Source organism: Bradyrhizobium guangdongense (assembly GCF_006483445.1).
GTDB lineage: Bacteria > Pseudomonadota > Alphaproteobacteria > Rhizobiales > Xanthobacteraceae > Bradyrhizobium > Bradyrhizobium guangdongense_A.
Genome location: NZ_PPPT01000042.1, coordinates 23209 through 35299 on the forward strand (window position 1 = coordinate 23209; position 12091 = coordinate 35299).

The window sequence follows — 12091 nt, forward strand, 5'->3', positions numbered from 1 at the left end:
GACATGATTTGACCCGCAAACCGCGTCTCTAGTATAGATTAGAATAATTCTAAATTCAAACCGGGACGTGTCGTGAAGAATTTTGCCGATCTGACCGAGCGCGAGGTGCTCGCGGTGGCCATCGCTTCCGAGGAGGAAGACAGCCGCATCTACATGGCCTTCGCGGAAGACCTGAAGGACCGCTATCCGGACTCGGCAAAGCTGTTCGAGGAGATGGCCGAGGAGGAACGCGGCCATCGCCACATGCTGCTGGAAACCTACGAGCAGCGCTTCGGCCCGCATCTGCCGCCGATCCGTCGCGAGGACGTCAAAGGCTTTTTGAAGCGCCGTCCAATCTGGCTGACCAAGAACCTGCCGCTCGACACGATCCGGAAGGAAGTCGAGACGATGGAGATGCAGGCCGAACGATTCTACGTCAGGGCGGCGGAGCACGCGCAGGACGTCGGCGTGCGCCGGCTGCTGGGAGACCTCGCGGAGGCCGAGAAGGGCCACGAGAAGACGGCATCGCGCCTGACGGACCAGATCCTCAGCCCCGACGTGCGCGCGGAGGAAGACCGCACCAGCCGGCGGATGTTCGTGCTGCAATATGTGCAGCCGGGCCTCGCCGGTCTCATGGACGGCTCGGTCTCGACCCTGGCGCCGCTGTTCGCGGCCGCGTTTGCCACGCATCAGAACTGGCAGACCTTTCTGGTCGGCCTTGCCGCCTCGATCGGCGCCGGCATCAGCATGGGGTTTGCGGAAGCGCTGTCCGACGACGGCTCGCTCACCGGACGCGGTTCGCCCTGGCTGCGCGGCATCACCTGCGGATTGATGACGACGCTCGGCGGGCTCGGCCACACCATGCCGTATCTCGTGCCCGACACCTGGGCCAACGCATTCTGGATCGCAACCGCGATCGCCTGCGTCGTGGTGTTCTTCGAGCTGTGGGCGATCGCCTATATCCGTGCACGCTACATGGACACGCCGTTCCTGCAGGCGGTGTTCCAGATCGTGCTGGGAGGGGCCATCGTGCTCGCGGTGGGGATATTGATCGGGGCAGCTTAGGCGCTCTCCGGTGTCATCGCCCGCGAAGGTGGGCGATGACTGCTATCTTGCCTCTACGGCAATAGCTGTCAAACGACGGTTGCGACTTCAGGCCAAACTGCGCATCATCCACTCAACGAGAGCAGGGAGAGATGCCGTGGCCAAATCGCAATGGAGTTTTGAGAGCGCCGTCGAATTGTCGGCGGCACTGAACGCCAAAAAGGTTTCGTCGGTCGAGCTCACGCAGAACGCCATCAGCCGTATCGAGCGTCACGACGGCAAGATCAACGCGGTCTGCGTGCGCGATTTCGACCGTGCGCTCTCAGCCGCGCGCGAGGCCGATGCCGCCATTGGACGGGGCGAGCGGAAGCCGCTGCTCGGCCAGCCCTTGGCGATCAAGGAATCCTTCAACATCGCAGGGCTCCCGACGACCTGGGGCTACCCGCCGCAGAAGAATTTCAAGCCGGCGGAAGACGCGCTTCCCGTGACGCGGATCAAGGACGCCGGCGGCGTGATCCTCGGCAAGACCAACGTGCCGGTGGGGCTCGCCGACTGGCAGAGCTACAACGACATCTACGGTACGACCAACAATCCCTACGATCTCGGCCGCACACCGGGCGGATCATCCGGCGGATCGTCGGCCTCGCTTGCGGCAGGCTTCTGCGCGCTTGCGACGGGCTCGGACATCGGCGGCTCGCTACGCACGCCGGCGTTTCATTGCGGTGTCTTCGCACACAAGCCGACCATCAATCTCTGCGCTGCGCGCGGCGAGACACCGCCACCATTTCCCGCGCTTCCCCGCGTCGACGACCTCGCCGTGATCGGGCCGATGGCGCGCAGCGCCGCGGACCTCACCTTGCTGCTCGACGTGATGGCCGGGCCCGACCCGCTGGAAGGCGGTGTCGCCTACCGCCTGGAGCTGCCGGCCGCGCGCCATCAGACGCTGAGGGATTTCAGGGTGCTGATCGTCGACAGCCATCCCGTTCTGCCGACCGATGAGGACGTCCGCGGCAGCATCGAGAAGCTGGCCGCCGGCCTCACCCGCGCCGGCGTGACGGTTGCGCGCGAGAGCCCGCTATTGCCGGATTTCGCCGAGACCTCGCGACTCTATATGCGCATGCTGCTGGGCTTCCTCGGCGCGTTCTTCCTGCCTGACGTCTATGCCGGCGCGAAAGCGGGCGCGAGCCAGCTCGCCCCCGACGACAGGAGCCTCGGCGCCGAACGTCTGCGCGGCATCGCCACAAGCCATCGCGCCTGGATCCTCGATGCCGGCGCGCGCCTGGGCTTGCGCGCGCAGTGGCGCGCTTTCTTCGGGAGCTTCGATGCGGTGATCTGTCCGATCATGCCGACGCCAGCCTATCCGCACGACCATTCGCCGGACCAGGACCTGCGCCGCATCCGGATCGACGGCAAGGACTATCCCTATTCGGACCAGCTCGCCTGGCCCGGCATCGCAACGCTGCCCGGCCTGCCCGCAACCGCCGTCCCGCTCGGGCTGTCGAAGCAGGGCCTGCCGCTCGGCGTGCAGATCGTCGGGCCGTTCCTCGAGGACCGCACGCCGCTGAAGCTCGCGGAATTGATCGAGCGCGAGTTTGGCGGGTTTGTGCCGCCGCCGATGTTTGACGATTGATCACAGTCGTCCTGGCAAAAGCCAGGACCCATTGCCACAGCCGGTGGTTATGGTGCGAGATGGTCGTTACCAATCTTCGCCAAATCACATCCTGGGGTAATGGGTCCTGGATCTGCGCTTCGCTTGTCCAGGACGACTGCGAGAGTGCCGTTCGCGCATCGCGTCCATGATGGCGTATTGGAGAAAACAATGAACAAGGACCTCGAAGAGCTCACCGCCCTCAACCGCGACTACGTCGCCTCCGTCCAAGGCTCGACGTCAAGCGCTTCAACGAGATCCTCGCGCCGGAATTCTACTGCTCCAATCCCGACAAGACGCTGGTCGATCGCGCCGCCTTCCTGGAGCAGACGGCGCGGCCGATCGCGATCCGCAATCTTCACGAGCACGACGTCGTGATCCGCATCCTCGGCGACTTCGCCATCATCCACGCCGCGACCAGCTACACCATGGCGGACGGTCAGCAGGCTACTGGGCGCTACACGGATTGCTGGGCGAAGCAGAACGGGAAGTGGTTCGCGGTTTCGGCTCACGTGTCGCGGTGAGGTGACGATCTGCACCTCCGCAAAAGCACTTGTAGCCCGGATTGCGCTTCGCTCCATCCGGGCTACGGACTGAAAACGCTAGCTATCGAACACGATCACGCTGCGCAGCGTCTTGCCGGCTTTCATGTTGGCAAAGCCCTCGTTGATCTCGGACAGCTTCAGCTTGGCCGAGATCCAGTCCTCCAGATGCAGCCTTCCGCGCAGGTAGAAATCGACCAGGCGCGGCATGTCGACGCGGAAATGATTGGAGCCCATCGACGAGCCCTGGATCTTGCGCTCGCGCAGGAAGTCAAAGCCGTGCAGCTCGATCTTCTGGCCGAACGGGATCATGCCGACGATGGTCGCGGTGCCGCCGGGCGCCAGCATGCCAAAGGCCTGCTCGGCGGTTTCCTTGCGGCCGAGCACTTCGAACGAGTGATGCACGCCGCCGCCGGTGATCTCGCGCACCTGCTGGACGACATCACCGTTCTTGGGATCGACGATGTCAGTCGCACCCAGCTTGGTCGCGAGTTGCAGTTTTGCGGGATTGGTGTCGATGGCGATGATGCGGCCGGCGCCGGCGATCTGCGCGCCGTTGATCGCGGCCATGCCGACGCCGCCGCAGCCGATTACGGCCACGGTTTCGCCGGCCGTGACCTTTGCGGTGTTCACGACAGCGCCATAGCCGGTGATGACGCCGCAGCCGATCAGTGCGGCGAGATCGAGTGGCATCTCCTTCCGGATTTTCACGATGGCGTTCTCGTGCACCAGCATCTGCTCGGCAAAGGACGACAGATTGAGGAACTGGTGCAGCTTCTCTGAACGTGCCCATTGCATGCGGTTCGACGCGCCCGGCAGCATCTTCACGGTCGTGTCCGTGCAGAGCACGGTGCGCCCGGTGGTGCAATTGTCGCAGGTGCCGCAAAACACCGAGAGGCAGGTCACGACATGGTCGCCCGGCTTCACATAGGTGACGTCGGAGCCGACCTGCTCGACCACGCCGGCCGATTCATGGCCGAGCACCGCCGGCAGCGGATGCGGATAGAGGCCTTCCATGAAGTGCAGATCGGAGTGACAGAGACCGGCGACCGAGGTGCGGATCAGCACCTCGCGCGGGCCCGGCTTCGGCAGGCTGACATCCTCGATGACCAGCGGCTTGTTGACTTCATGGAGGACGGCGGCCTTCATCGAGCACTCCCTGTGGCTTTTCTTGGTTTGAACGTCGGGCGCAGCCTACGCCGCCAGAATCAATTCGCCAACCTCGGCCATGTTGGCATCGCGCTCGCCGAGCAGCAGGGATGCGATGGCCTGCTGCGTGGCATTTTCCGTCAGCCGGAACGGGTCGTTGACGGACACGCGGTGGTCGATCACCAGCCGCGACAGCAAGAGCCTGCGCGCGTCGCCGCGCATGGCGTAGATGCGATCGGCTTCCCAGGCGAGCGCAACCGCGCTTGCGACATGATAGAGCACGCTGGTGGCACGCCGCGCATCGGCTTCGTTGTCGGCACGGCTCGCAACTTCGCGCGCAAAACCGACGGCCTTGTCGGTGAGGCTGCGGAGCTTGTCGCGCCAGGCCTGCGGCACGGTCGAACTGTCGTCGAGCCGCGCATGCAGATCGGCTGCAAGCGCGGATTCGGCGCCATGGCGGCCGACCGCGCGCCGCAGCGCGTCGATCGCGACGATGTTGCCGGTGCCTTCCCAGACCGAACCGAGATGGGCATCACGCAGCAGGCGCGCGGTAGCGAATTCCTCGATGTAGCCGATCCCGCCCCGCATCTCCAACGCATCGCCGCAGACCTTTCGCGCATCGCGCGTGGCGCGGAATTTCAGCGTCGGCGTCAGGATACGCAGCAGCGCGGCCGCATCCTGGCTACCGGCCTCGGCGCGATCGAGCGCGTCGGCGGTCAGAAAGCTCATCGACAGCGCCTGCTCGACCGGCAGCATGATCTTCAGCATCTGCCGCCGCCCGAGCGGCAGATCGAGGATGCGGCTGCCGAACACCACGCGGTTCTTCGCGACCGTCATCGCGTCGTGATAGGCGCGGCGCATCAATGCGGTGGATTTGACGCCGTTGGAGAGCCGCGACGAGTTCACCATCTCGGCCATCTGGACAAAGCCGCGGTCGAGCTTGCCGACCGCATAGGCGATCGCGCCCTCCAGCTTGATCTCGCCCGAGGCCATCGAGCGGGTGCCGAGCTTGTCCTTGAGACGCACGATCCGGTAGTGGTTCTGCGAGCCGTCGTCGAGGAAGCGCGGCATCAGGAACAGGCCGACGCCACGCGTGCCGGGGCCGGCGCCTTCGGGGCGCGCCAAGAGCATCACGACCTTTGCGTCGGCATTCGAGCAGAACCATTTTTCGCCGTGGAGGCGCCAATGATCGCCCTCCTGCACGGCCGTCGTCGTGAGCGTGCCGACATCGGAGCCGCCTTCCTTCTCCGTCATGAACTGGCCGCCTTGCGTCAGCTTGCTCATGTCGGTCGAGGTCAGCCCGTCGAGATATCTTGCCTTCAGCGCGTCGCTGCCGAAATTCGCGAGCAGCTTTGCGCAGCCGTCGGTCACGTTGATCGGGCAGCCCATGCCGAATTCGGTCTGGTTGAACAGGAAGGTGAAGGCGTGTTTTGCCACGACGGGATATTTGTCCGGCCAGCCCATGATGCCCTTGCGGAGCGACAGCGCATGGATGCCGAACTCGCCGAACGCGGCGTTCTCGAGCTCACGATAGGCCGGGTGATATTCGATCCACTGCGTGTCGCGGCCGAACTTGTCGCGCTGATGCAGCACCGGTGTGTGCCGGTCGGCAAGCCGCGCGCAGTCGTCGAGACGGCCGCCGGCGAGTTCGCCGAGGCGATCCAGGTGCGGCTCGATGTGCCGGAAGAGCTTTTCCGGCAGATGGATGCGCAACAGATCCGTCAACGCGGGATCGGCGCGATAGAAATTCATGCCCGTGGTGTCCGGTGCCAGCAGGCCCGGCTGATTGGCGGGCGCATCCGTCCGATGCGCGATGGGCTTCTGCATGGTCGACCTCGTCGTTTCCGTCCCGCGGCATTCGCTGGCTCGCGGTTTACCGCTTGCCGCGTTGAATGATGTGGATCATGCTCCAGACCAAGGGACGGATAAAGCCCGCAAAAATTCAGGGAGGCATGAGCTCAGGGATGGACCGGCCCGCTCTGCGGAATTGTGATCGACCTGCTCTGGCATCGCTTCTGGTTGTCCGTCGCAGCCGTACATAGATGCGCTGCTCCTGCCCTCCGAGGATCGCCCTATGGAACACCCGAAATACACCAACGCGCTGATCGTCGGCGCCGGCGAAGGATTGAGCGCCTCGCTGGCGCGGCTGCTCTCGCGCCAGGGCCTGCGCGTGGCGCTCGCGGCCCGCAAGGTCGAAAAACTCGGCGCGCTCTGCGGCGAGACCAAAGCGAAGGCCTATGCGTGCGATGCCACGCAGCCCGAGGAGGTCGAGCGCCTGTTCGGCCTCGTCGAGCGCGAGATCGGCACGCCCGACCTCGTGATCTACAACGCCAGCGGAAGGAGCCGCGGGCCGTTCGTCGAGCTGGTGCCGGCCGATGTCGCGCAGGCGATTGCGGTCAGCGCCTATGGCGGCTTCCTGGTGGCACAACAGGCGGCGCAGCGGATGCTGCCGAACAAGCACGGCGCGATCCTGTTCACGGGCGCCTCGGCCAGCGTCAAGGGCTATGCGCAATCGGCGCCGTTCGCGATGGGAAAATTCGCGCTGCGTGGCCTCGCGCAAAGCATGGCGCGCGAGCTTTCGCCGCAGGGCATTCATGTCGCGCATTTCGTGATCGACGGCGGCATCCGGAGTGCGGCCCGCACCGAGCCCGCAGACAAGCCGGATTCGATGCTCGACCCCGATGCGATCGCGGAAAGCTATTGGAACGTGCTGCAGCAGCCTCGCAGCGCCTGGGCCTGGGAGATGGAGCTGCGGCCCTGGGTGGAGAAGTTTTGACGGTACGATGCCGTAGGGTGGGTTAGCCGAAGGCGTAATCCACCTCTTTACTTTCCGCGGAGACAGAAGTGGTGGGTTACGCCCAGCGAACTGCGCTTCGCGCAGTCGCCAGGCTAACCCACCCTACGAGACCAACAAGAAATAACGGGGAGCGAGATGACCACCGAAACCACCATCGACACCGGCACCAACGAACTGCTCTGCGTCATCCGTGACCGCGTCGCCATCATCACGCTGAACCGGCCGGAGGCGCGCAATTCGCTGTCCGACAATCTCACGCCGGCGCTGCGCACGATGATCCGCACCTGCGGCGAGGACCCCAATGTCGGCGCTCTCCTTCTCACTGGCGCAGGCGCCGCCTTCTGCGCCGGCGGCAATGTCAAGGGTATGGGCGCGCATCGCGACAAAGCGAAGCTCGAAATGTCCTTTGACGCAAAGGTCGCCGATCTCCAGGAACGGCAGCGCCTCCTCACCGGCGCGCTGGTCGCGGTGCGCAAGCCGACGATTGCCGCCCTCCCCGGCCCTGCAGTGGGCGCCGGCCTCGCGATCGCAATGGCCTGCGACATCCGCATCGCCGCGCAGTCAGCCTTCCTCGCGACCGGCTATAACCGCGTTGCGCTCAGCGGCGATTACGGCATCGCTTGGCTGCTCACGCGACTCGTCGGGACGTCGCGGGCGCGCGAATTGATGTTCACCGGCGACAAGGTGGACGCCGCGCGCTGCGAGGTAATCGGGCTGGTCAACCGCGTGGTGCCCGACGACAAGCTGCAGACGGAAGCCTTTGCGCTTGCCAAATCGCTCGCGGAGGGCCCGCGGCTGGCGCTGCGCTACATGAAGGACAATCTCGACGAAGCCCTGCTGTTCGACTTCGAGACCGCCCGCGATCACGAAGCGGAGCGACTTGTGCGCCTGACCACGACGGCGGATCACAAGGAAGCGGTGCAGGCTTTCATCGACAAGCGCAAGCCGGTGTTTACGGGGAAGTAGCGTGTAGCCCGGATGGAGCGCAGCGTAATCCGGGACAGGCCATGTGGTGAGAACCCCGGATTGCGCTTCGCTCCATCCGGGCTACGGGGGCGGCTTTCCGGCAAAAAGAAAGCCCAGCTCCGGATCGACCGGAGCCGGGCCTCGAGTGGTTCAGGCCGCGGCTGAGGGGCTGGCGGCCTGACGGGAAAGGGCGGCGAGACGCCAGCTCGCACAGGGAATGTCCTTGGGCGCTGTTGCGATCTGCTTGTCGAAGCGGACGAGCTTCCAGTCATCAGGATGGTTGATGAAATCGAAGCCTGACTTGCGGGCGAGCGAGATCATGGTCTCGTTGGAGCGCAACGTGTCGCCATAGAGGTGTTCGGCACCGAACGCGGCCGCGCGGCATTCGAGATTCTTCATCAGCGCGGAGCCGATGCCGTGGCCCTGCCAGCGGTCGTCGACGGAAAGACCGAACTCGACGGTCGAGGTCTCTGCGTTGAAAGCATAGCGCGCTTCGCCGACGATGGTCTCGAAACCATCCACCGTCATCGTCGCGACGACACTGAAACGTTCGCGCTCACCGATCTGGAGGAAGTCGTGCAGCAGACCCTTGGGAAGCTCGCTGATCGCGCCGAAGAAACGGTTGTAGCGCGAGCGGGTCGATAGCGAACGGACGTAATGCTGCAGTTCCTCGGTATCGCGCGGCTCGACGAATCGTAGCGTCAGCGGCGCGCCGTGGCGGGTGCGCAAGGCATCCGAATATTGCTTCAGGTCATCCAGGCGAAGGGTGCTCATGACACGATCCCGCGCAAAAAAAAGGACCGCCGGCGCCCCTGAGAAGGCAGCGCCGGCCCGGCGGCCAATCAGGCCCGCCAGAAGGGTTTGTCGGCTTCGTACGCAACGTCACTCCAGGAGAGGCCGATGTCCTGGAGATCGCGGGTGGTCCAATTGGCGAGCTCGCGGCGGGTCCGGTAGCGCTCGTGCCAGACATGCAAGGTTTCGCCGATCTGGTAGAGCAAGCTCGGCGCATGATGATTTGTCATCGAATTGTGAGTGAGCGTAGACATTTTCAGCTCCTTGAGCTAACGTTGGACGCTAATATCTGCCTGCGATGCGCCTTCCACAAACGACAATTTGTACCCATTCGCATGATATAAGCTCATGCATATGCTGACAGTCCTGCTGCCAAATGACCGCCAGACTGCCTTCCCTGAACGGATTACGGGCCTTTGAGGCCGCCGCGCGCCATTTGAGCTTCACGCTGGCCGCGACCGAGCTGAACGTGACCCAGACCGCGATCAGCCATCAGATCCGCCGGCTGGAGGAGGAACTCGGCATCCGCCTGTTCGTCCGCCAGAACCGGGCGCTGGCGCTGACGCCGGAGGCGCGGGACTATCTGCCGGGCGTGCGCGCCGCCTTCAACGATCTCCGGCTCGCCACCGACCGCCTGCTGCGCAAGGACGACGACAAGGTGCTGACGGTGTCGACGCTGGCTTCGCTCGCCGCGAAATGGCTCTTGCCGCGGCTGACCGATTTCCAGGAAGCGCATCCCGGCATCGACGTGCGCATCACCACCTCGGCCAGCCTGATCGATTTCCAGCGCGACAATGTCGATGCCGGCATCCGCTACGGCCGCGGCCAGTGGCCGGGCGTGCGCGCCGACTGGCTGATGGCGGACGAGCTGTTTCCGGTCTGCAGCCCGTCGCTGCTGCAAGGCGCCAAGCCGCTGCGCTGCCCGGAAGACTTGAAGGACCACGTGCTGCTGCACACCTCGAACGCCAACAGCGACGACTGGCGGCTGTGGCTGACGGCGGCGGGCTTGCCGACCGACATCGCGCGGCAACCCGGCATCACCTTCGACATGATCTTCATGACCATCCAGGCGGCGATCGACGGCATCGGCGTTGCGATGGGGCGGACGTCCTATGTGCAGGATGACATCGCAAAAGGCCGCCTCGTGGTCCCGTTCCGCATCGCGCTGCCGACCGATGCCGGCTTCTATCTCGTCTCCCCCGAGGGCCGCCGCGACGCGCCGAAGCTGGCCGCGTTCCGGGAATGGGTGGTCGCTGCGGCGCAGACAAAAGTGTGACGCTCTTCGCCTCTCCCCGCTTGCGGGGAGAGGCCGAATTCGATCGCAGATCGAATTCGGGTGAGGGGGACTCTCCGCGAGTCTCACTCTCACCGCCCCCGTGGAGCCTCCCCCTCACCCCACCCCTCTCAGCGCGAGCGAAGCTCGTCGCGGCCCCGCATCCGCCTTCGCCAAGGCTTCGGCGGACAAGAGCGGGGCGAGGGAGCGCAGCCCGCGCGTGGCGAGGTCAGAGCTCCACCACCACGTAATCGCTCTCGACGGTCACCGGGATCGTCTCCGCGATGTACGGGCCCTTCACGACGCTCGCGCCCGGCTCCACATGCGCCGGATACGCCTTCACGCGGAAGCGGCGGGGGTCGCAGTAGGACTGGCCGGTGCGGACGTCGAACTCCCAACCGTGCCAGGGGCAGCGAATGATCTCGCCGAGCTTTGTGTATTCGATCTCGCCGGGATTGCTCGACTGGGCCAGCCCAATCAATGGGCCCTCGCACAGCGCTGCGCCCTGATGCGGGCAGCGGTTCAACAGGCCGAAATATTCGCCCTTGATGTTGAAGACCGCAATCGGCCGTCCGTCGATCTCGAGAAACTTTCGCGTACCCGGCGGCAGTTCATCCACCGGGGCAATGACGTGCCTCGCCATCAGGACACGCCGTAAAGTTTCTGGGCGTTGCCGAGATAGAACGCCGCGCGGTTCTCCTCGCTGACGCCGGCCGGCAGCACGCGTGAGGGCTCGTCATAGTCCCAATGCGGATAGTCGGTCGCGAACAGCAGCCGGTCCCAGCCGATCCACTTGATGATGTCAAAAAGCTCTTCGCGCTTCTCGGGGTCTTCCATCGGCTGCGTGGTCCACCACACCTGCTCGCGGATATATTCCGACGGCGGCCGTTTTACATGCGGCACCTCGCTCCTCAGGCGCTGCCAGGCTTTGTCGAGCCGCCAGGCTAGCGACGGTGCCCAGCCAAAACCGGCCTCGATCATCACCATCTTCAGCTTCGGGAAGCGCTCGAACACGCCTTCAAGCACGAGGCTCGCCAGCGCCGATTGCTGGCACTGCGAATGCCCGACCATCTCCTCGATGTAATAGGACGGCCAGCCCGACGGCGTAATCGGATTGCCGCCGAAGCCGAAGGCGTGCACGCCGACCGGCAGCCCCGCCTCTTCCGCGGCCTGATAGATCGGCCAGTAGCGGCGCTGGCCGAGCGGCTCGACGTTGCGGCTGAGCAAGAGCACCTGGACGAAATTCTTGTCGCCGGCGCGCTCGCGAATTTCGGCGGCCGCCGTCAGCCCATCCTCATTGCCGACGACGATCGAGGCTTTCAGCCGCTTGTCCTTGCTGGTCCATTTGTCGATCTGCCAATCGTTGATCGCCGAGCAGAGCGCTGCCGCCAGCTCGTGATTGCGGATGCCCTGCCCGGTGTTGAGCGGGTTGAGCACGCCGAGCTGCACATTGTTGGGATCGAGAAGCTGCTTCTGCATGAAGGACAGCGAAGAGCCCTGCGGACCGCCTTCCGGCGGATAGGCATCGCGGCGCGACGCGTTGGGCTGGGCTTTTGGATAGGGCGGGCCTTCCATCATGCCCTGATAGGCATGAACGCCGTAGACTTCGAGATGATGCTGCCAGCGCTTGGCGAGATAGGGATAGAGCTCGGTCCGGGTCGCGCGTGCCGGATGGATGTCGCAGTCCGCGATCGCCATTTTGGTGGTGAGGGGAGCGGCGGATTCCGTTTGTTCGCGGAACTGGATGTTCATGGCCTTGCCTCCTTGGGAGGGAGTTCTTTCAGGCGGGGGTAGGTCGCGTGCGGATTATCGATCATGATCTTGCGCACGAGATCGGGGGACAAACCTTGCGGCAGCGCATCCTGGCCTTCGAATTGCCAGTGCGGATAGTCGGTGGAGAA

The 12091-nt window shown here is 64.6% G+C and carries 11 protein-coding genes and 2 pseudogenes; 6 read left to right on the forward strand and 7 right to left on the reverse strand.

The genetic code is table 11. The features are described from left to right. The first annotated feature begins 72 nt into the window (after positions 1–72). From mbfA to C2U70_RS06885, 3 genes and pseudogenes are all read left to right on the forward strand, one after another. The gene (gene mbfA, locus C2U70_RS06875) at positions 73–1044 is read left to right on the forward strand and encodes an iron exporter MbfA (protein WP_140977253.1); all 972 of its coding nucleotides are present in this window, start codon (positions 73–75) and stop codon (positions 1042–1044) included. A 136-nt stretch (positions 1045–1180) separates the two neighbouring features. Beyond that, the gene (locus C2U70_RS06880; RefSeq protein WP_140977254.1) at positions 1181–2653 is read left to right on the forward strand and encodes an amidase; all 1473 of its coding nucleotides are present in this window, start codon (positions 1181–1183) and stop codon (positions 2651–2653) included. A 189-nt stretch (positions 2654–2842) separates the two neighbouring features. Beyond that, positions 2843–3195 (forward strand): annotated as a pseudogene (locus C2U70_RS06885) (nuclear transport factor 2 family protein). Positions 3196–3273: 78 nt separating this feature from the next. Here C2U70_RS06885 and C2U70_RS06890 read toward each other — a convergent pair. Together C2U70_RS06890 and C2U70_RS06895 are read right to left on the reverse strand one after the other, a co-directional pair. Further along, complete coding sequence (locus C2U70_RS06890; RefSeq protein ID WP_140977255.1) at positions 3274–4362, reverse strand: Zn-dependent alcohol dehydrogenase; 1089 nt, start codon at positions 4360–4362, stop codon at positions 3274–3276. Positions 4363–4407: 45 nt separating this feature from the next. Further along, on the reverse strand, positions 4408–6189 hold the full coding sequence (locus C2U70_RS06895) for an acyl-CoA dehydrogenase family protein (RefSeq protein ID WP_140977256.1): 1782 nt from the start codon (positions 6187–6189) through the stop codon (positions 4408–4410). A gap of 247 nt (positions 6190–6436) precedes the next feature. Here C2U70_RS06895 and C2U70_RS06900 point away from each other — a divergent pair, with 247 nt between their 5' ends. Continuing rightward, complete coding sequence (locus C2U70_RS06900; RefSeq protein WP_140977257.1) at positions 6437–7138, forward strand: SDR family NAD(P)-dependent oxidoreductase; 702 nt, start codon at positions 6437–6439, stop codon at positions 7136–7138. A gap of 156 nt (positions 7139–7294) precedes the next feature. Then, on the forward strand, positions 7295–8125 hold the full coding sequence (locus tag C2U70_RS06905) for an enoyl-CoA hydratase (RefSeq protein ID WP_140977258.1): 831 nt from the start codon (positions 7295–7297) through the stop codon (positions 8123–8125). 150 nt (positions 8126–8275) lie between these two features. On the opposite strand, the gene C2U70_RS06910 is transcribed toward C2U70_RS06905, so the two are convergent. Together C2U70_RS06910 and C2U70_RS06915 are read right to left on the reverse strand one after the other, a co-directional pair. Next, on the reverse strand, positions 8276–8899 hold the full coding sequence (locus tag C2U70_RS06910) for a GNAT family N-acetyltransferase (RefSeq protein WP_140977259.1): 624 nt from the start codon (positions 8897–8899) through the stop codon (positions 8276–8278). A 68-nt stretch (positions 8900–8967) separates the two neighbouring features. After that, positions 8968–9171 (reverse strand): DUF1127 domain-containing protein, encoded by a 204-nt coding sequence (locus C2U70_RS06915; RefSeq protein ID WP_140977260.1) that lies wholly within the window; start codon positions 9169–9171, stop codon positions 8968–8970. Between the two features lie 122 nt (positions 9172–9293). On the opposite strand from C2U70_RS06915, the gene C2U70_RS06920 reads away from it, so the two are divergent. Beyond that, positions 9294–10193 carry a transcriptional regulator GcvA gene (locus C2U70_RS06920; protein ID WP_140977261.1) on the forward strand — a complete coding sequence of 300 codons (900 nt, stop codon included), beginning with the start codon at positions 9294–9296 and terminating at the stop codon, positions 10191–10193. Positions 10194–10419: 226 nt separating this feature from the next. On the opposite strand, the gene C2U70_RS06925 is transcribed toward C2U70_RS06920, so the two are convergent. From C2U70_RS06925 to C2U70_RS33405, 3 genes and pseudogenes are all read right to left on the reverse strand, one after another. Beyond that, on the reverse strand, positions 10420–10833 hold the full coding sequence (locus C2U70_RS06925) for a Rieske (2Fe-2S) protein (protein WP_140977262.1): 414 nt from the start codon (positions 10831–10833) through the stop codon (positions 10420–10422). Continuing rightward, complete coding sequence (locus tag C2U70_RS06930) at positions 10833–11942, reverse strand: amidohydrolase family protein (RefSeq protein WP_140977263.1); 1110 nt, start codon at positions 11940–11942, stop codon at positions 10833–10835. The genes C2U70_RS06925 and C2U70_RS06930 overlap by 1 nt, the downstream gene beginning before the upstream one ends. Beyond that, positions 11939–12091, reverse strand: a pseudogene (locus C2U70_RS33405) (amidohydrolase); the annotation flags it as partial. The pseudogene C2U70_RS33405 and the gene C2U70_RS06930, both read right to left, overlap by 4 nt.

Coding starts and splice junctions, on each gene's coding strand:
- C2U70_RS06910 (WP_140977259.1), bottom strand. CDS start 8,899: ATGAGCACCCTTCGCCTGGATGACCTGAAGCAATATTCGGATGCCTTG.
- C2U70_RS06925 (WP_140977262.1), bottom strand. CDS start 10,833: ATGGCGAGGCACGTCATTGCCCCGGTGGATGAACTGCCGCCGGGTACG.
- C2U70_RS06930 (WP_140977263.1), bottom strand. CDS start 11,942: ATGAACATCCAGTTCCGCGAACAAACGGAATCCGCCGCTCCCCTCACC.
- C2U70_RS06890 (WP_140977255.1), bottom strand. CDS start 4,362: ATGAAGGCCGCCGTCCTCCATGAAGTCAACAAGCCGCTGGTCATCGAG.
- C2U70_RS06915 (WP_140977260.1), bottom strand. CDS start 9,171: ATGTCTACGCTCACTCACAATTCGATGACAAATCATCATGCGCCGAGC.
- C2U70_RS06905 (WP_140977258.1), top strand. CDS start 7,295: ATGACCACCGAAACCACCATCGACACCGGCACCAACGAACTGCTCTGC.
- C2U70_RS06920 (WP_140977261.1), top strand. CDS start 9,294: ATGACCGCCAGACTGCCTTCCCTGAACGGATTACGGGCCTTTGAGGCC.
- C2U70_RS06900 (WP_140977257.1), top strand. CDS start 6,437: ATGGAACACCCGAAATACACCAACGCGCTGATCGTCGGCGCCGGCGAA.
- C2U70_RS06895 (WP_140977256.1), bottom strand. CDS start 6,189: ATGCAGAAGCCCATCGCGCATCGGACGGATGCGCCCGCCAATCAGCCG.